Below are 19,411 nucleotides of genomic sequence, written 5' to 3'. Positions count from 1 at the left end.
ATCAACAGGGTTCCCGCGGGGGGCTAGAATTCGAAAAAGGCGATGATGAAGTGGATCATCAATACGTATAGCGTAGCCCACAATACGGTGGAAGTAATTGCTTCGCTAACGTCGCGGGCCGATTGTTTGGGACGCACGCCCCGGTAATATGCGATCAATCCGACCCCCAAGCCGCAAAGCACGGTCTTCAAGATCAGCCAACCAAAGCCATCATAGAAAAAACTGTTGGGTTGCCGTAATTGATCGCTGAAGTACAGATCCCAAAAGTAGGCACCCCGCTCGGGATGCGCCGCCAAGAAACTGACCAAGCTGATCGATTTAGCCGACCAAAAAGCGAGCCAAGTCAGCAGTGGCGTGCCAATCACGAACGCCAACAAGATGGGTGTCAGCAAGTAAGCTCGCGCGGCGATCCCCAACGTTTGCAAAGCTTCGACCTGCGAGCCGTATCGCTTGACACCCACATCGGCGGCGACCGCCGCACCGCAGCGGGCGGCGATCAAGATCGTTGCCAGCACGGGGACCAGCACGCGGTATAAGGCAAAGCCGATTGCCGCCAGCAAATCTTCCAACAACAACGGCTTGGTGTATAAGTCGTAGGGCAAAAACTTAAAGGTGAAGTAGGTCGACGTGAAACCGACGATCAAGCCGCTCATCAGCAGGTACACCCAAGCCGACGGCCCGCAAACCAGTCTCAAATAGTGCCCCAGAAATCGTAGCCCCCAAATACCGCGCGGCCATTTGGGGATGAGATCCCATGGTGCCCTGGCGATGCAGATCAACGCCTCGCCGGTGGTTGTCATGCCGGCTAATAATTGCTCGCCGGACCATTTGCTCAAAACCGGCAACGACCAACGCGAACCGGTCGCGGTAGTTGGAGTTGCAGCCGGTGTCGAAGCGAGAGTTGAAGTCAGAGTCGAAGTCGGCTCATCAGCATTCGCCCCGTCGACCGAGGCGGGCGTCCGACTGGTTGGTTGCTGCTGAACTGGTTGCATGCGGTTGGGAATTTCCGCCCAGTCTTGTTTGTCGACGGGCACCAGCTGCAACGTGGTGGCATCGAGCAACAACACCGTATCCGCGATCGGCAGCAGCGTCTCGTAGTCGTGAGTCACGACCACGCTGGTGCGGCGGTGCGTACGTTGCGTTCTGCGAATCAGCTCGGCGACTTGTCGGCCGCTGGCCGCATCCAGGCCGGAGGTTGGTTCATCATAAAGCACGATTTCGGGGTCGGCGGCCAGCGTGCGCGCGATTGCCAGGCGTTGCTTTTGCCCACCGCTGAGTGCCGAGACGGGGACTTGCTGAGGAACTCGCAACTCGTCCAACCATTCGCTGGCCGACTGTTCGGGGGCGATGTCTTGGCGGCGGCGATGATCGATCGCAAAACGCACGTTGCCAGTGGCGGATAACTCGTCAAACAGGGCAAACTGTTGAAAGACAATGCCGACACGGCCCAGCGGACGTCCTTCCCCGTGATCGATCGAGCCGCTCCAGGGCAAGACTGGATCGTCGCGCCCAATCAAACCGGCGAAGATGCGGAGCAGCACCGATTTACCCGCTCCACTCCCGCCGACGATCACCGTGATCTCACCATCGGGAATTTTCACCGAAGTGTGATCGAGCAACTTTCGTCCACCGGCATAGACCGAAACATCATGCAAGATCAGCGGCGTGGTGGGGCCGTTGGCTTCAGCGGTTTCCGCCGTCTTCGAGGCCTTCTTCGATTCGTTCAAGCAATGAGACTCGTGAAAGCATGGTGTAAACGATTGCGTAGGCGACAGCGGAGGCAATCAACAAGCCACCGGCGACTTTAACCGCGACGTGCATAATAAAGTAGCTTGGTTCTCCTGGAAACCGCTGCAGGGCCAACTTCCAGGCGATCGGTGGGACCACAAGTAGTAGTAAGATGGCAACCAGCTTGACACTCAGCGGCACGCCGGGGGCTGCGGTTTGCGCGACTTGAGGCTGGCGATACAGCCACAGCAACCATCCGGCCAACAACGGCGGTAACAGCACCACCGAGCTGCCATGTTGCAAGACGCTGTACCAACACACGGCTCGCGAAGGAAATTCGATCGCGATGCTATTGAGAACGGGAAAGGTCCGCACGCCCCAGCGGTTCTCATGGGTAAACGAATCCCACAGCACATGACTGGCCGCACCAAACAACAAGCAGCCCACGATGATCGACACATGGCCGATGGTCAAACGTGGCATCTGGTTGGCCCAAGTCGCCGTCCGCCGCGCCAGCCGTTGGGGCAGTAGCGCGCAGAGCGGTTGCTTTAGCACCCAGTGATAAGCGAAAAAAGCGACCAGTCCCAGCGGCAAACAGTGGGTCACAATGCCTTGCATCGAATGCGTCGCCTGGTAACTGACCAAGCGGGGAAAGAACACCGACAGATCACAGATCATGCAACCAATTGCCAACGCCGAAAAAGGCAAACGCCAGCGGAAACACCAAGCAATCGGTATGGCGGCGGCAATGTGTGTGACGGTGAAAGGCATTGGTTCTCAATCTGAGAATGAGCGGCTAAGTCAATTTTCGCCACCGGCAGCTGACCGTTCTACGCGAGAGTCCAGAAGGTCCGCGTCGGCATCCGCCAAAATAATCAACGGAAAGGCAATTGCTTCCGTTGCCAAGCGAACAGCGATCGTCTGGGAACCCCGCTCGCCGCCCGCGGATTGATTATCGTGAGTGGGCAGATTATGTGGCTCTCCCGGCTCTGAGTTCTTGCGAACCGCGACTAGCCAGCGGCGATCTTTGCCCAGAATTTGATTGCGGAGCACGCGAGCAAACGTGGGGCTGATGCCGCCATCACGAGTGCCGAATAATTCGTCACCAATCTGACGCACCAACGGCTCCAGTCGTTTGCCTGCCAGATCGAGCGCGGCTTTGGCTTCGGCACTCTGCCAATTTTCCACCCACACTTGACGCAACGCGGGATTGTCCACAAACGTGTCACGCAAAATCGCCGTCAACAACTCGCGCAGTTCACGATCTTGAGCAATGTCCGAAGCGACATCGCGGAGCTCCGCTCGAATCCGTTTGTTCTTGCTGATGTCAATGAAGATTAACTTCTGGGCCTCGATCAAATCGGGCGTATAACGCTCCAGCACCGGTAGCGCCTCTTCCTCCACGTAACGCTCCCACTCTTCTCGCAACAGTTCTCGCTCGGTAAATGGGACTTGGTCGTATAGCCCGCGCCAAGCAAACCGCCAAATCGAGGCGCGTCGCCATAGTTCACGACCGATCTGTTGCGCGATCGGCTCGCCATGCTGCTTGAAGATCGGAAATACCTCTTCACGCACCAGTGGCAGCAGACGCTGTTCGAGCACTTCGGTCTGATAACGGTCGCCGAGCGTTTCCAACTGGTCGCGGCGGGCGGTAATCGAGTTGCGAAAAGCAACTTCGATCACCGGCATACTATCTTTCAGTGATTTGGTAATGATGGGCCGGAGCAGCTGAGTGACTTCATCACCATGCTGGGCAATGGTGTCGCGAATTAGCATCTCCAGCCGCTTGCGTTTGGACTCCGGCAGCAGCATTCGCACCACATCGTTTAGCTTGCCGCGATTGTGGTGATAGAAGAGATCAAACTCGTCGGGTGAACCCAGCGGCGTGTGCCAGACCGCTGTCGCTCGCGTCGCGCTGTAGCGGTTGTCCGACCACTCCAGAAAACCAGCTTGGCTCCATTGGCCAAGGTCATCTTGAATAAAGATGGGGTCGCCATCGCGGGCCTGGACCTCCGGCAACTCGAGGTCGATCCGTTGATAAGGGGTCGTCCAAAAGTGCAACAGCTGTTGGCTGAGCGAGGGGGCTAATGGAATACTGGAACTCGCAGGAAGCCCGGCAGCTGGGGTGCTGGCAGTTGGAGTGCTGGCGGGTGAATTGAGGACGACTAGACCAGCGATCAGGCCGAGCCAAAATATCGCACCCACGGCGGCGGCCAAGCGACGGCGGTTGATCATGGCACGTTATTCCGATAAGGACGCGAACACAGTGTTGCCAACAGCATACGAAAAAAACCCCGGACTCGGGTCGAGGTCCGGGGTTTTCTCATAAATTAACAGTCACTTGAAGGGGAATCCCCGCAAGCTTCTGGCCTAGTACATATCGTGGTCGCCGCCGTGGCCCTTGCTCTTGTCAGCCTTTGGCTTTTCAGCAATCAAGGCGTCGCTGGTGAGCAACAGAATTGCCACGCTGGCGGCGTTCGCCAAAGCGGTGCGAGTGACCTTGGTGGGGTCGATCACGCCAGCCTTGACCAAGTCTTCGTAGGTGTCGGTCAACGCATTGTAACCGAAGTTACCTTTGCCTTCGATCACTTTTTCGCACACGATTCCGCCGTCTTGGCCAGCATTTTCGCTAATCATGGTCAACGGAGCGCGACACGAACGAAGCACGATGTTGTAACCAACTTGCTCGTCGTGGCTGAGCCCTTCGGTGGTGCTCAGTTGGCTGGAAGCTCGCAGCAGGGCCACGCCACCGCCGGGAAGAATGCCTTCTTCGACGGCCGCCCGGGTTGCGTGCAGAGCATCTTCAACGCGAGCCTTCTTTTCCTTCATTTCAGATTCGGTTGCGGCGCCAACGTTTACCTTGGCGACACCACCGGCCAGCTTGGCCAAACGCTCTTCCAACTTCTCACGATCGTAGTCGCTGGTGCTGTTGTCGATCTCACGACGGATTTGATCGATCCGAGCTTTGATCTCACCGCTCTTTCCAGCACCTTCGATGATGGTGGTGTTGTCTTTGTCGACAATCACCTTCTTGGCGCGACCCAGGTCGGCCAGGGTGACGCTGTCGAGGCGGGTGCCGAGCGCTTCGAAGATGGCTTGCCCACCGGTCAGGATAGCAATGTCTTCCATCATGGCCTTGCGACGGTCGCCGTAACCGGGAGCCTTAACGGCACAGCAGTTGAAGGTGCCGCGCAAGCGGTTGATGACCAAGGTGGCCAACGCTTCGCCCTCGACATCTTCGGCGACGATCAACAGGGGCTTGCCTTGTTGGACCACTTGCTCGAGCAAGGGGACCATGTCTTTGATGTTGGTAATTTTCTTCTCGAAGACCAGCACGTAGCAATCTTCCAGCACGGCTTCCATGCTGGTCGAATCGGTGACGAAGTAAGGCGACAAGTAGCCGCGATCAAACTGCATCCCCTCAACCCATTCCTGCTCGGTTTGCAGGCTCTTGCCTTCGTCGACGGTGATGACACCATCTTTACCGACCTTTTCCATCGCGTCGGCGAGCAAATTGCCGATTTCACGATCGTTGTTGCTGGCAATGGTGGCCACGTTGGCCATCGACACTTTGTCTTTGACCTTGACGGCCATCTTGTGCAATTTTTCGGTCAAATCGTTGACGGCTCGCTCGATCCCTTGCTTCATTTGGATCGGATTGACGCCGGCGACAACAGCCTTGAGGCCTTCGTTGAAAATGGCTTCTGCCAACACGGTCGCCGTCGTGGTTCCGTCACCAGCCACATCGCTGGTGTTGCTGGCAACTTCCCGCACCATGCGGGCGCCCATATTCTCGTAAACATCTTCCAGGTCGATTTCCTTGGCCACAGTCACGCCGTCTTTGGTGACGGTGGGGCTGCCGAAGGACTTCTGCAGGATGACGTTGCGTCCCTTCGGACCGAGAGTCACTTTGACGGCTCGCGCCAACTTGGAGACCCCACGACGGATCGCTTCGCGAGCTTCCTGGTCGAATGCAATAATCTTTGACATGTTCGCTTGTTTTTCGTAGAGAGTCTGGGAATGAATGGAAAACGGGGAGAGAGAGGCTGTTACTCAATCACAGCCAAGACGTCGTCTTCCCGCATCAGCAGGTATTCTTCACCCGAGATTTCAACGGTTTCGCCAGCGTAACTGCTGAACAAAACTCGGTCGCCGGACGTCAGTTGCATCGCGCTGCGAGTGCCGTCGTCCAACAATTTGCCCGTGCCAATCGCCACAACGACGCCGCGAGCAGGCTTTTCTTGTGCCGCGTCAGGAAGCACGATGCCTCCCTTGGTTACCGCTTCACTCTCTTCCCGACGAACCACAATTCGCTCGCCGATGGGCTGCAGGTTCACCTTGTTCTTTACATTCTTGGTGGCAGTCGCCATGTCCGTAGAACCTCCCGGTCTTTCCAATAAATTCGAAACGGTTGTGTGTGATCGTGGTGGCCTTGCTCGCCCCATTCCGGGAGCCAACACCACCAGCCAGCCGCTTTTGACAGTCAAAGCGTTGGAGGTCCACTTACAGCAAGCAGTGTGCCAGAGCTGAAAAAACGGTGCGCAACTCGTTCCCAGAAAACAACTTAGGTTTTGTGAGCAGCACGCCGCAGAGTGCCCGCCGCGAGATGCCTGCCAGCGTGGCAGGGGGAAGTTGCTAGTTGCTAGTTGCTAGTTGCTAGTTGCTAGTTGCTAGTTGCTAGTTGCTAGTTGCTAGTTGCTAGTTGCTAGTTGCTAGTTGCTAGTTGCTAGTTGCTAGGTACGCGCGGCGTTCCGAGCATGACGGAGCGCCAGCACCGGAGAGACCGGGCGCTGCTAAGTCCTGCAGTAATTATCAAACAAACCGAGCAAACCTGCTGATCAGGCTTGCTCCTTGTAGGTGGTCCAGCTCAAGTAGGCGAGGATCCCGCCAAAAATCAGGAAACTAATATCCATCATCAGACTTGCGCCGCGCAACGGTGCGGAGGCTTCCATTCCGGCAAACCGCATGATGAGGTCAACCAAAAATAGGAGCAACAACAACGCAGCAACCACAAGGCTGGTCAAACACAGCGCCTTGGGCATCAAGGAACCTCGACTTAGGATCGCGGGGGCGGTAGACATGCTGTTATAAAGAAGCGAGAGGGCAGTATAGTCCAGGGATTCCTAAATTCACACACCCACCTGGATAGCCTAATTTGACGTCTCGGAAAATCAGGTCCAAATATTCGGAAAATGTCAACTTCAACGCCTAAAACGATCCAATCTGACTCGGCCCCCCCGCCTGCTGACCCGGCTGAGACCTGGCGCTGGTGGCGAGAACAAATGCCTGTGACCGAAAGGTGGGTTTATTTTGATCATGCCGCCGTCGCTCCGCTGACCGCACCCGCCGCTGCCGCACTGGCTGCTTTCGGAGTCGAAGCCAGCGAACAGGGCGATACCATGTGGCCGACCTGGGCCGCCAATTTGACACTTTTGCGGGAAGGCGTTGCCAGCTGGTTGCAGGCCGACGCCGACGAGATCACTCTTGTACCGAACACTTCGGCCGGAATCAACATTGTCGCTGAGGGGCTGCCCTGGAAAGCGGGTGACAATGTGGTGATCCCCGGCGGCGAATTTCCCTCCAACCACCTGCCTTGGCAAAACCAATCGCGGCACGGCGTTGAATTGCGAGTCGTTCCCAGTCCGGCCGGTCGCATCGACCTGGATGGTATCCGCCGGGCGATCGACGGCCGCACGCGGCTGGTGGCGGCTTCCTGGGTGGGCTACTCCAGCGGATATCGATTGCCAGTGGCCGACCTCTGCCAGGTGGCTCATGACCGGGGGGCTTTATTCTTCCTCGATGCAATTCAGGGACTGGGCATTTTTCCGCTCGACTTGAAAAAAATCCCCGTCGATTTTCTCGCCGCCGACGGCCACAAATGGATGCTGGGCCCCGAAGGCGCGGGGATTACTTTTGTCCGCCAGCAACATCTCGAGTTGCTGAATTGCTCCACCGTGGGCTGGAACAGCGTCGTCGGACGCCATAGTTTTTCCGCTGCCGCGATGGAACTGCTCCCCTCCGCCGCCCGCTTTGAGGGAGGTTCCAGCAACATGCCGGGGTTCGCCGCCCTGCTGGCCAGCTTGCAAATGTTTTGGCAGGTGATCGAGCGCCATGGCAGCGACGCGCTCAGCCAACGCGTGCTGGAACTGCACGGCTACGCTCGAGCGGGGCTGCTGCGTCGTGGCGTGCATTTAATCAGTGACTGGTATCGCAGCTGTCGCAGCGGCATCATTAACTTTGTGCCACGCGACGAATCTCCGGAGGCTTGCCGAAAACGTTTGCTCGACGCCGGGATCGTGGTCAGCTGCCGCGGCGGCGGAGTTCGAGTTAGTATGCACGTCTACAACACGACCGAAGATATCGATCGTTTGATCGACGCGCTCTAACCGAACTCTCAGCCAGCGGATTGTGATGACAAAGCGGGCAGTTTACACCGGCACTTTCGACCCCGTTACGTTGGGGCACCTTCATATCATTCGGCGAGCAGCTCGCTTGGTTGACGAATTGATCGTCGGCGTGGGGATCAACGCCGACAAACGCCCCCTGTTCACACCGGCCGAACGGGTCGATCTGCTTTGCCATGTCAGCCGTGATTTGCCCAACGTGCACATCGAAATGTTTTCCGGCTTGGCGGTTGATTTCGTGCGGGATTGCGACGCCAGCGTGATGGTGCGGGGGATTCGTCCGCTGACCGACATCGCTGGCGAATTCACCATGATGATGGCCAACCGCCAACTCGACCCCGAGATCGAAACCGTATTCTTGATGGCTGACGAAGAATACGCTCACGTCAGCAGCAGCCTGCTAAAGCAAATCGCCGCCATGAGCGCCAACGACGAACGGTTAGCCAAGTTCGTGCCACGCGAAATTATCGCTCCGCTGCGAGCAAAATTGAGCTGACACGCGCACGCTCAGGCCACAGGTGTGCTAGCGAGCGACCTTCGGCTTAAGTCCGTTCCATGCGGCGACGGATTGCCTCGCCCGAAATGGGGAAGATCTTGGCGGCTGCCGAGACGTCGGTTTGCAGCAGGCTATTTCCCTGGTTGCCTTCCGGGTCGGTTTCGTACTTCACAATGAAAGCACCGACCGAGACGCTGGCCTCTTGATAGACGGGTGGCCAAAATTCCTCGGATCGGGAGGCTAGGGTCTTGGCCAGCAAGCGGGTTGCTCGCCCCGAGAATCCGCTGAGCACCATTTCCAAGCGACCGAGCGGTTCGCGGAAGATATAAAAGACCAAGGCCGCGTCGTGCCCTTTGCCGCCTCCAGCCCAACCCCAAGTGCCATCGTCCTGCTCGTAGTAAAATCCAGGTTGATCCGCTTTTTCCGTCTTCGATAAACGCACGCCGGCCGACGCGGCACCCGGCTGGGGATCGTGATCCCGATATCGCAAAAAGAATGGGCAGTTGCGATCTGCGGCCCGTTCCACGTTATCTTCGCTGGTGAATGCTTCGCAGCCAAACGCATCGGCAAAAACTAACTCGACAACCGGGTTACTTTTTACACTCCCGACGCAGACCAACGATTTGTCACCTTGGTCCTCGGTGAAAGCTTGGAAAACCTCGTGAGCTCGAGCTTGTGCGTCGGCCACGGAAACTTGTCCGGGACTCCAGGTCAACGTTTGCTGCAGACGTTCGGGCTGAGGAGGTGTTTCCTCGCCCTCCAAAGCCTCGGTTTGCCCGGGACGCCGCTTGCGATGCTTGGCCATCCCGCCGACCGTCGTGACCCCGCTGAGGAGTTCACCGACTAGAACCGAGTCGGAGGCGACGACCCAGGCATTTTCAGGGGTGTCCGCGCCTTCTCCCTGGCGGACTCCGACACAAATCTCGACACTTCGCCGCCGAGCCAGCAGCTCCCAAAAACTCTCCGGCTGGATGGCAAACAACGCGCCAGGCAGTTGGTCGGCTGTGGCGTGCCCGTGATCGATCAAGTAATCACAGAGTCGCGAAAGGGCTTCCAACGGAATGTACTTCGCTTCGTTTTTCAGTAACGCGGCGACTTGGTGACGATCGAGGCCGGTGTGTTCGACAATGGCTTTGATCGTGCCGGGCCGTTTGCGGCGATCGGGAGTATGTCCGAGTAGTTCGGCGAGTCGAAAAGCGTAACGCATTGCGCTGCTGTGGTTTGGTAAGAAATGCGAAGGGGAGAAGATGATCCGCTAAGGATCCGAGCACGGTTAGTGTAACCGTTATGAAGGCTACAATAGAACAGGGGGTGCCCTGCAGGGAAAGTCTCAATTTCCCACAAACCTGGCGTACAGCGATTTAGCGATGGAAATATCTTCGGTCCCGGTAATTACGGCACGTCCGTCACGAAACAACGTGATCGATCGCCCTGAGTCGAGCCGCAATCGGACTAAAAAACGATTCTGGTCGACTTCGCCAAGCCCCGCCCAAGTGCTGGCACGCTCGCTCAAATCCAGTTCCGCACCTCCCGGCTTTGCCGGAATCTGCACCGCACCGCGTCCGCACAGCACCGTCGGCTGAGCCCCCCCGCTGTCGCCGCGCAAAAAATCTCGCCGCCCCAACTGACAGGCCGGACATTCGCCATTGCGCAGATCGCTCGTCTCGAATTGACGCCATCGGCCCTCCCAAGCATCCAGGGTCAACACCGTGCTGCGAATCGCGGCCGGTCCCAACACGAGCGTCCGCAATGCCTCGACCGCTTGGGTCGCGGCAACTAAATGCGTGGCCGGCCCCAGCACCCCGGCCGTATCGCAAGTGGCTGTGGTTCCCGCCGCCGGTGACTGGGGAACCAAGCAACGCAAGCAAATCGTCTTGCCCGGCCAAAAGGTAAACACTTGCCCGGCAGCCCCCACGCAACCCGCGTGCACCCAAGGCAACTGCCTCTCCAGAGCCACATCGTTGAGTAAAAATCGCGTTTCAAAGTTGTCAGTGCCGTCTAATACCAAATCAATATCATCGACCAGCGACAGCAGATTGCCGCTGGTCACATCCAACGCCAACGGCTCGACCGTGACTTCGGAATTGATGTCAGCCAAATGGTTGGCCGCCGCTTGCACTTTGGCCAATCCCGCTGCCGCGTCTGATTCGGTATATAAAGCTTGACGCTGAAGATTACTCCGCTCGACCGTGTCGCGATCGACAAGCCGCAAGTGTCCCACGCCAGCTCGCGCCAGCAGCTCGGCCGTCACGCTGCCAAGTGCGCCGACACCGACAATTAAGACTCGCGCCGTACGCAATTTCGCTTGCCCAGCAATGCCCACGGGAGCGAATCGCTCCTGACGATCATATCGTGATTCCTGCATTACGTTCTCATTCTCTCGCACACCTTGTGTACCCGTTCTTCCCAACATCATGCCCCCGCTGGCCATATGCCCAACTTGCAACATCACGATTCGCAACATCACGCACCTGAGCCGTGGCGGCCAACCGCATCGCTCGAAATGCTAGCCGCTCGTGGCCGGTTGATCCGCCAAGTCCGTCAGTTTTTCGAGCAGCGAAACTTTTTGGAAGTTCAGACCCCGTGTCTGCTGCCGGAGACGGTCGTGGATGCTCAAATTGATCCCATTCAAGTCGAGCTGTCAGCGGGCCGACACTGGTTTCTGCAGACTTCTCCCGAAGCGGCCATGAAGCGTCTGTTAGCAGCCGGCGCAACAGCCATTTTTCAGTGCGGCCCCGTCTTTCGTGGCGCCGAGTCGGGATCGCACCATAATCCCGAATTTACCATGTTGGAGTGGTACCGGCGTGGCGACTCGATGCTCGAAGGCTGTCAACTTTTGATCGAATTCGTTCAAAATTTGATGCCAAACTGTCATCCGCTGACGAGTTTAACGTACCGGCAACTCTTTCAGCAAAAATTAGGCTTTGATCCATTGGAGATCAGCATTGAATCGTTGCGGCAAGCGGTCGTGCGTTTCGTCCCCAGCTATCAACAGCAGTCCAGCGACAGCCGAGACGAACTGCTCGACGTGCTGCTCAGCTTCGAATTGCAGCCCGCATTCCAGGGACTGACGGTAATCAGCAATTATCCGCTCAGCCAAGCGGCCCTGGCTAGGCAAAGCCCCAGTGATCCCCAAACTGCGGAAAGATTTGAACTGTTCATTAACCATGTGGAGATCGCAAATGGTTACGCCGAGTTGACCGATGCGGGGATTCTAGCCGCCCGCATCGAGCATCAAAACGCGCTTCGCATTGCTGCCGGGAAATCATTACTGCCGCCCCCTCTTCGCCTGCTGGCAGCGATGCGAGCGGGGTTGCCCGAGTGCAGTGGCACAGCGGTTGGTCTCGATCGCTTGATCATGCTAGCCCTGGGGGCCGATTCGCTCGCCGAGGTAATCCCCTTTCCACACGTGAGCTAGCTAATCAGAACCGTGAGCTGGCGTTCTGCGGCTGATAGAACCTTGAGCTGAGCGGTCAGCTTTTGTCGGGAGCCTTCTTTTTGCTTTCGCCACTAGCCTTTTTGGCTTCGCCCCCGCTCTTCTTGTCACTGCTCGATTTCTTGTCTTTGGAGCTATCGCTCGCTGGCTTATCGGCAGCAGCCGCTTTCTTGTAGCCTTCGCTGCGATAATCGGTTTGGTAGAACCCGGAGCCTTTGAAGACGATCGCCGCACCAGCACCAAACAGGCGGCGGTACTTTTTCTTCTTGCATTCGGGGCACTTTGTCAAAATGGGATCGTTGATCCCTTGAAAAATCTCTTCGGTGTGACCGCAGGCATCGCACTCATAGTCATACGTGGGCACGATTGGTTCTCACTTGAAAGCGAAAATGGAAGTAACTGGAAATTAAAGCAGCACACCGGGAGCGTTAGCCCTCAGCGGCCGCTGGCCCGGTGCTAACGATCACTTGGCTGGGTCTGACGACACGTTCGTGCAGCTGGTAACCGGGCACTGCCACTTGGGCAATCACTCCGGCAGGATGCTGCTCGCTGGGGATCTGGGTGATCGCTTCATGATAGTTGGGATCAAACAATTCACCCTCGGCCGGGATCGGTTTGCAGTTGTGTTTAGTCAGCGTTTCTTCGAGTTGTTTAGCGACCATCGCGACCCCTTCGATCAGCCCGCTGGCCGCCTCGTTTCCTTGTGCGGCGGCGAGGGCCCGCTGTAAATTGTCGAGCACGGTCAGTGTGTCGCGAATCAACGGCATGTTGGCGTAGCGAAGTTGGTCTTCGAAATCGCGCCGCAGGCGTTTGCGAGTGTTGTCGACATCCGCGTGCGCCAGCAGCAGACGGCGATTCGCATCGGCCAACTCCTGTTCCAGACGCTCCGCTCGCTGCGCATCCGTTTCAAAACGATCATCGCCCTCACGAGCCTGATCCGCCTCTCCCGCTTCGTTCATTTGGAACACGGAATCGGCATCGAAATCGCCCGTGGAGTTTGCCGGATCATGTTTCGCCGAAGCGTTTGGATCCTGACCGCCCGATTGGTCACGAGCGCCAGGCTGTTGGTGGTCTTCCTGATTATTCATCGTTGCTCAAGTTTCGCGAATCGAGACGCAGCGGATCGGTGAAGTGAAAGGTTAACCCGCGGGATCGTTTGTCGACTCTTCGGGTTCAAAAAACTTACGTAACTTGTCGAGAAAAGACTTGCGCTCTGGGAGCACCGTCTCGTTCTCGAGTTCGGCCAATTCTCGCAGCACACGAGCTTGTTCGGCGGAGACTTTCTTGGGAACTTCGATAAAGGTTTGAATCAGCAGGTCGCCGTGCCTGCCGCCGAGTGGGTCTTCCAGTCCCTGTCCTCGCAACTTGTGCACGGTGCCACTCTGTGTTCCCGGTTCGACCCGCAAAGTATGCGGTCCGGAGAGTGTCGGCACTTCGATGTCAGCCCCCAGCACGGCCTGGTAGTAAGCGATTGGCAAACGAAGTACCAGGTTGCTGCCATCTCGTTGAAACAAGTTGTGCGGTTTTACGGTCACAAAGCAATACAGATCGCCCGGGCGTCCACCGTCGGGGCTGGCTTCCCCCTTGCCGTCGATGCGAACTCGCATGCCATCGTCGATCCCCGCCGGGATGTTGACGACTTCTGTTTCCTTGACGCTCTCCAAACCGCTGCCGCCGCAATTTCGACAAGGTTCCGAGATGGTTTTGCCGGCTCCGCCGCAGCGGGGGCAGTTGGTCTGCACGCGAAGGATTCCGGCAGACTGAATCACTTGCCCTCGGCCGCCACATTGGCCGCAAGTCTCTGGTTTGCTTCCCGGCGCGGCCCCGCTCCCGGTACACGTTTCGCAGGGGCGCCGGCGTCGGAAGGAGACTTCGCGTTGGACCCCGGCAGCTGCTTCTTCCAAGGTCAGCGTGAGGTCGCAGCGGACATCGCCGCCGCGTCGTGTCCGCCGACCGCGGCTGCCACCTCGTCCGCCGCCGCCGCCAAACAAATCGCCGAACATCCCGCCGCCGAACAGGTCGCCGAAGGCTTCGAAGATGTCTTCAACATCATGAAACTGACCACCAGCGCCGACTCCGGCGTGCCCATATTGATCGTATCTCGCTCGTTTTTCAGCGTCGCGCAACACGTCATACGCCTCGCTCGCCTCTTTGAATTTTTCCGCGGTTTCTTCGTTTCCACGATTGCTGTCGGGATGGAAACGCAGCGCCAGCTTGCGGTAGGCACGGTCAATTTCGGATCGAGTCGCAGTCCGTTCGACTTGCAGTACTTCGTAATAACAGCGTTTCTCGGCCATGAATCTCAAGAGCTCGGGGGCAATGAAAAGTCCCCACGAAACCGGGCCACCTTCGTACTTGGCGAAAGTGGCCCGGCCGTATCACGCGAGGAAAGAAGGTGACATCCGTCGCCGGATGTCGAACCGTTGACTGATTAGGCTATTGCCCCTTCGATCTGGTTCTTTTCCTTGTCTTCCTTATCATAGTTGGTCACCATCGCTTCGGTCGTGAGCATCAGACCGGCGATGCTACCGGCGTTGGTCAGCGCGGTCCGCACCACCTTAACCGGGTCAACGATACCAGCCTTGAACATATCGACAAACTCGCAAGTGTGCGCGTTGTAGCCGATGTTTACTGCCTTTTGGGAAACTTCGTCCACGATTACGCTGCCATCGATGCCACCGTTATCAGCGATTTGACGCATCGGCGCGTCGAGTGCGTGCAGCACAATTTCGACACCGATCTTCTCGTCACCCTTGGCACCCTTCTTGGCCGCTTCGACTGCTTCGCGGCAGCGAACTAAAGCCACGCCACCGCCAGGCAGAATGCCCTCTTCGATGGCAGCTCGAGTAGCATGCAAGGCATCTTCAATCCGCGCCTTGGTTTGCTTCATCTCGGCTTCGGTCTCCGCACCAACGCTGATCACAGCCACGCCGCCAGCCAATTTGGCCAGTCGCTCTTGGTACTTTTCCTTGTCGTACTCGCTGTCAGTCTGCTCGATTTGGGCGCGGATTTGACTGACTCGCTTGTCGATGTCGGCTCGCTCGCCAGCACCTTCGACGATCGTGGTCGAGTTCTTGTCGACGACAACTTTCTTGGCGCGACCAAGTTGCTCAAGCGACACGTTCTCGAGCTGGATGCCCAAGTCTTCGCTGATCAACGTGCCGCCGGTCAGGGTGGCAATGTCACCCAGCATGGCTTTACGACGATCGCCGAATCCTGGTGCCTTCACAGCACAAACATTCAACGTGCCACGCAACTTGTTAACGACCAACAAAGTCAACGCTTCAGCATCAACGTCTTCGGCAATGATCAACAGCGGCTGACCACTTTGAGCCGTCTTCTCCAGCAATGGCACCAAGTCGCGGATGTTGCTGATCTTCTTCTCGTACAACAGAACCAGTGCGTTCTCCAGCACAGCTTCCATCGAGGTCGTGTCGTTGACGAAGTAAGGTGACACGAAACCTTTGTCGAACTGCATGCCATCGACATACTCGACCGTGGTATCCCGCGTCTTGCCTTCTTCGACGGTGATCACACCGTCTTTACCAACGCGCTCGAGAGCGTCCGCCAACAGTTCGCCAATCGAGTTGTCGTTGTTCGCGCTGATCGCGCCGACGTGGGCAACTTCGTGCTTGCCACTGACCGGACGGCCGATCTGGCTGAGCTGCTCGGAAGCTGCCGCCACCGCTCGCTCGATCCCGCGGCGAATGGCCGAGGGATTGCTGCCAGCGACAATGTTACGCAACCCTTCGCGGAAAATCGCGCGAGCCAACACGGTCGCCGTAGTGGTTCCGTCACCAGCTAAATCGCTGGTCTTCTGAGCGACTTCGATGACGAGCTTGGCGCCCATGTTCTCGAAGCGATCTTCCAGTTCGATTTCCTTGGCAACCGTCACACCATCTTTGGTGACGGTCGGTCCACCGAACGATTTGTCAATAATCACGTTGCGCCCAGTGGGCCCCATGGTGACAGCGACGGCGTTCGCCAGCTTGTCAACACCGGCCAACATCCGCGCCCGTGCGTGGTCATCAAAAAGCAATTGCTTAGGCACTGAAATGGATCCTTAATCTTATAGACATGAAAGGGAGGTGAACGAACTAGAGCACCTTGGCCAGGATGTCCGACTCACGCAGAATCTTCATCTCTTGACCATCCACTTCGATTTCGCTGCCACCGTAACGACCGTATATCACCACGTCGCCAACAGCCACGGTCAGCTCGCCGCGATTACCGCTGTCGAGCATCTTGCCGGGGCCCACGGCCATGATCGTGCCGCGCTGCGGCTTTTCACGTGCCGAATCGGGAAGTACGATCCCGCCCGCTGTGGTCTCTTCCGCTTCCGCAGGCTGCACAACTACCCGGTCGTCCAAAGGACGAATGCTGATTTTTGCCATCTGTTCTTTCTCCAAAAATGTTGATTTGTAATGCGTAGATTGTGTTGTGAATCGAAGTTCGGCCCGAGTGCCGACGGCTTACATCATGCCGCCCATGCCACCCATTCCTCCCATGCCGCCCATTCCTCCCATGTCCATGCCGCCCATTCCGCCCATGCCACCCATGCCGTGGTCATGATGATCTCCGCCACCTTCTTCTTCTTCGGAGGGAATCTCGGTAATCAGCGATTCGGTGGTGAGCAGTAAGGAAGCGACGCTGGCAGCGTTGGTCAGCGCGGTGCGAACCACTTTGGCAGGGTCAATGATGCCAGCGGCGATCATGTCACCATACTTGTCGGCGTTCGCGTCGTAGCCGTCGTTCTTGCCCTTCAGCTGACGAACCCGATTTACGACAACGGGACCGTCGAGTCCAGCGTTGGCAGCGATTGCTCGCAACGGCTGGTCAAGCACGTTAAGAATGATCTGAGCACCCAAGCGGATGTCACCTTCGAGCTCCGTCATCAACTTGGTGACCGCATTGGAGCAGCGAATCAAAGCCACGCCACCACCGGGGACAATGCCCTCTTCCAACGCGGCGTGCGTTGCGGCGCGAGCGTCATCAATCAACGCTTTACGCTCTTTCATTTCCGACTCGGTTGCCGCACCAACGTTGATTTGGGCAACACCGCCTGCCAACTTGGCCAACCGCTCTTGCAACTTCTCGCGATCGTAATCGCTATCGGTGTTCTCGATCTCGCGGCGAATGACTTCTACGCGACCGGCAATGTCTTGCTTGCTGCCGGCGCCACCAACCATGGTGGTGCTGTCGCTGGTGATGCGAACTTTCTTGATCCGACCGAGGTCGGTCAATTTGACGCTCTCCAAATCGATTCCCAAGTCTTTGAAAATCGCCTTGCCACCAGCCAACGAGGCGATGTCGCCCAACATGGCTTTGCGGCGATCGCCGTAGCCAGGAGCTTTGACTGCACAGCAGCTGAGGATGCCGCGCATTTTGTTGACAACCAAAGTCGCCAGCGCTTCGCCTTCAACATCTTCGGCAACAATCAACAACGGCTTTTTGGCCTTGCTGACCGCTTCGAGCAGCGGAATCATTTTCTTGTTGCTGCTGATCTTCTCTTCGAACAACAACACGTAGCAATCTTCGAGCTCGACGCTGACGTCGTCTTGATTGGTGACGAAGTGCGGTGACAAGAAGCCACGATCGAACTGCATCCCCTCGACCACGTCGACGTACGTTTCGCTGGAACGCCCCTCTTCGACGGTGATCACACCATCTTTGCCGACTTTGCTGAAGGCGTCAGCCAAGACTTTGCCAATTTCCGGATCGTTGTTACCGGCAATGGTGGCAACTTGGCGGATCTCGTTCTTGTTGTTCTCGTGAATCGGAGTTGCCAACTTGGCAATCTCAGCACTCACCGCTTCAACTGCCTTGGCAATCCCGCGGGTCAATGCCATCGGATCACCACCGCTGGCGACCATCTTCAAGCCTTCGCGAAAGATGGCTTCGCTGAGCACCGTTGCGGTGGTCGTGCCGTCACCAGCCACGTCGTTGGTCTTGCTGGCCGCTTCTTTGACCAATTGGGCGCCCAAATTCTCGAAGGGATCGTCCAAATCGATGTCTTCGGCAACGGTCACACCGTCTTTCGTTACCTTGGGGGATCCCCACCCTTTGTCCAGCACCGCATTGCGACCGCGAGGGCCCAATGTGCTGCGAACAGCCCTGGCTAGCTTGCTTACGCCGGCCAACAGGGGGCCGCGAGCGTCGTCATCGAACACGATCTGCTTTGCCACGTCGTGTCTCTCCTAAGTTGTTTCGAATCTACTTTGAACCAATGTACCGCCAACGGAGGACGGTTAACGCTTGTGCATTTCAGGCAACGGTGACGAACGCATAAACCGATCGCCGACTGTTTTGACAGCCTTCCCCGTTGGCATTGTCATCTGAGCAAGCTGCGTGCCAGACATTTTTTTTCAAGTCGCAAGTAGCTTGCTGGCAACGGTTTAAATGCAATTTAGCGTGGCGGCAAAGAAGTGTCGGGAGGTGCCGTATGCCAGCCTGGCAGGCCTCCTCGACCGACGAACCGAGGTGGCGAGCATCCTGCTCGCCGCTGACCTATCGAAGTGCGCCGAGCCATCGAAGTGCGCTGAGCCATCGAAGTGCGCTGAGCCATCGAAGTTCGGGTTAGTCCCGTTTGACTTTGTCGCTGAACTCTTTGTTGACTTTGTCGACCTTGGGCTTGACGATCGCTTGGCAATAGCCGGCAAAGGGATTTTTGGCAAAGTAATCCTGGTGATAAGCTTCGGCTTCGTAAAAAACCTTTGTCGGCTCCACGTCGGTGACGACTTTGCTGCGCCCGTAAACCCCCGACTCGTCGAGTTTGGCAATGAACTGCAGGGCCTGCTTCTGTTGCGCTTCGCTGTGATAAAAAATCACGCTGCGGTACTGCGGTCCAACGTCGTTGCCCTGGCGATTCTTGGTGGTCGGATCGTGGATCTTAAAAAAGACCTTGAGCAAATCCTCAAAGCTGATGACCGCGGGGTCAAAATGGATCTGGCAGACTTCCACGTGCCCAGTGCGCTTGCCGCAAACCTGTTCATAAGTGGGGTTCTTGACGAAGCCCCCCTCATAACCCGAAACCACCTTGTCGACTCCCTTGAGAATCTCCATGGCCCCCTCGACACACCAAAAACAGCCCCCTCCGAGGGTTGCAATTTCCAACTTTTTCGATTCGCCGGCGTCGGCCGCCGGCGGCTGGCCGGAATTGGGCTGCTGCGGTGCGGCAACAGGTTCCGCGGCAACAACGGGCTCTGCTGCGGTCGAGAAAGCGGGGGTCGTACCGGCGTACTTGCCTAGCAATAGCAAACCGAGTGCTAATACGGTGGCAAGACCGAAGCCACCCCATTTCGCCGCTAGCGGGGAATTCGAGCGAAGCATGGCAGTTCAATCTCCAGA

Annotated in this window: 18 protein-coding genes; 3 read left to right on the top strand and 15 right to left on the bottom strand. The window is 57.3% G+C overall.

The annotated features are described in order from the left end of the window. Positions 1-23: 23 nt before the first annotated feature. From SH139x_RS22055 to SH139x_RS22030, 6 genes are all read right to left on the bottom strand, one after another. On the bottom strand, positions 24-1,727 hold the full coding sequence (locus SH139x_RS22055) for an ABC transporter permease (protein ID WP_488351927.1): 1,704 nt from the start codon (positions 1,725-1,727) through the stop codon (positions 24-26). After that, positions 1,684-2,499 (bottom strand): DUF4184 family protein, encoded by an 816-nt coding sequence (locus SH139x_RS22050; RefSeq protein WP_488351926.1) that lies wholly within the window; start codon positions 2,497-2,499, stop codon positions 1,684-1,686. Before SH139x_RS22050 ends, SH139x_RS22055 begins: the two co-directional genes overlap by 44 nt. Before the next feature lie 30 nt (positions 2,500-2,529). Further along, entirely contained in the window at positions 2,530-3,963 is a 1,434-nt protein-coding gene (locus SH139x_RS22045; RefSeq protein ID WP_488351925.1) for a hypothetical protein, read from the bottom strand. Positions 3,964-4,098: 135 nt separating this feature from the next. After that, positions 4,099-5,718 (bottom strand): chaperonin GroEL, encoded by a 1,620-nt coding sequence (gene groL, locus SH139x_RS22040; protein ID WP_488351924.1) that lies wholly within the window; start codon positions 5,716-5,718, stop codon positions 4,099-4,101. A 59-nt stretch (positions 5,719-5,777) separates the two neighbouring features. Then, positions 5,778-6,098, bottom strand: coding sequence for a co-chaperone GroES (locus SH139x_RS22035; protein WP_488351923.1), 321 nt, complete (start codon positions 6,096-6,098; stop codon positions 5,778-5,780). A gap of 468 nt (positions 6,099-6,566) precedes the next feature. Then, a complete protein-coding gene (locus SH139x_RS22030) occupies positions 6,567-6,809 on the bottom strand; it encodes a hypothetical protein (protein ID WP_488351922.1) in 243 nt (80 codons plus the stop codon). A gap of 201 nt (positions 6,810-7,010) precedes the next feature. Between SH139x_RS22030 and SH139x_RS22025 the strand changes: the two genes are divergently transcribed. Both SH139x_RS22025 and coaD read left to right on the top strand, forming a co-directional pair. Next, the gene (locus tag SH139x_RS22025; protein WP_488351921.1) at positions 7,011-8,114 is read left to right on the top strand and encodes an aminotransferase class V-fold PLP-dependent enzyme; all 1,104 of its coding nucleotides are present in this window, start codon (positions 7,011-7,013) and stop codon (positions 8,112-8,114) included. A gap of 25 nt (positions 8,115-8,139) precedes the next feature. After that, positions 8,140-8,628: a pantetheine-phosphate adenylyltransferase gene (gene coaD / locus SH139x_RS22020; protein ID WP_488351920.1), complete on the top strand. Its 489-nt coding sequence runs from the start codon at positions 8,140-8,142 to the stop codon at positions 8,626-8,628. Between the two features lie 46 nt (positions 8,629-8,674). Here coaD and SH139x_RS22015 read toward each other — a convergent pair whose 3' ends face one another. Then, a complete protein-coding gene (locus tag SH139x_RS22015) occupies positions 8,675-9,835 on the bottom strand; it encodes a helix-turn-helix domain-containing protein (RefSeq protein ID WP_488351919.1) in 1,161 nt (386 codons plus the stop codon). A gap of 123 nt (positions 9,836-9,958) precedes the next feature. Continuing rightward, entirely contained in the window at positions 9,959-11,092 is a 1,134-nt protein-coding gene (locus SH139x_RS22010; RefSeq protein ID WP_488351918.1) for a ThiF family adenylyltransferase, read from the bottom strand. Here SH139x_RS22010 and epmA point away from each other — a divergent pair. Continuing rightward, complete coding sequence (gene epmA / locus SH139x_RS22005; RefSeq protein ID WP_488351917.1) at positions 11,060-12,046, top strand: EF-P lysine aminoacylase EpmA; 987 nt, start codon at positions 11,060-11,062, stop codon at positions 12,044-12,046. The two genes, SH139x_RS22010 and epmA, sit on opposite strands and share 33 nt — an antisense overlap. 55 nt (positions 12,047-12,101) lie before the next feature. On the opposite strand, the gene SH139x_RS22000 is transcribed toward epmA, so the two are convergent. From SH139x_RS22000 to msrA, 7 genes are all read right to left on the bottom strand, one after another. After that, positions 12,102-12,428 carry an FmdB family zinc ribbon protein gene (locus tag SH139x_RS22000; protein WP_488351916.1) on the bottom strand — a complete coding sequence of 109 codons (327 nt, stop codon included), beginning with the start codon at positions 12,426-12,428 and terminating at the stop codon, positions 12,102-12,104. Positions 12,429-12,492: 64 nt separating this feature from the next. After that, positions 12,493-13,152 (bottom strand): nucleotide exchange factor GrpE, encoded by a 660-nt coding sequence (locus tag SH139x_RS21995; RefSeq protein ID WP_488351915.1) that lies wholly within the window; start codon positions 13,150-13,152, stop codon positions 12,493-12,495. A gap of 51 nt (positions 13,153-13,203) precedes the next feature. Continuing rightward, positions 13,204-14,361 (bottom strand): molecular chaperone DnaJ, encoded by a 1,158-nt coding sequence (gene dnaJ, locus SH139x_RS21990; RefSeq protein WP_488351914.1) that lies wholly within the window; start codon positions 14,359-14,361, stop codon positions 13,204-13,206. Between the two features lie 134 nt (positions 14,362-14,495). Next, a complete protein-coding gene (groL, locus tag SH139x_RS21985) occupies positions 14,496-16,115 on the bottom strand; it encodes a chaperonin GroEL (protein ID WP_488351913.1) in 1,620 nt (539 codons plus the stop codon). Positions 16,116-16,161: 46 nt separating this feature from the next. Next, positions 16,162-16,458, bottom strand: coding sequence for a co-chaperone GroES (locus SH139x_RS21980; protein ID WP_488351912.1), 297 nt, complete (start codon positions 16,456-16,458; stop codon positions 16,162-16,164). A 78-nt stretch (positions 16,459-16,536) separates the two neighbouring features. After that, positions 16,537-18,249, bottom strand: coding sequence for a chaperonin GroEL (gene groL / locus SH139x_RS21975; RefSeq protein WP_488351911.1), 1,713 nt, complete (start codon positions 18,247-18,249; stop codon positions 16,537-16,539). A gap of 391 nt (positions 18,250-18,640) precedes the next feature. Then, on the bottom strand, positions 18,641-19,393 hold the full coding sequence (gene msrA, locus SH139x_RS21970; protein ID WP_488351910.1) for a peptide-methionine (S)-S-oxide reductase MsrA: 753 nt from the start codon (positions 19,391-19,393) through the stop codon (positions 18,641-18,643). Positions 19,394-19,411 lie beyond the last annotated feature (18 nt).

The sequence above is a fragment of the Kothea flammea genome, from assembly GCF_052161645.1.
GTDB lineage: Bacteria > Planctomycetota > Planctomycetia > Pirellulales > Pirellulaceae > Laterigemmans.
The sequence above is the reverse complement of the archived record's forward strand: the minus strand, read 5'-3'. Positions and strand labels throughout refer to the sequence as shown.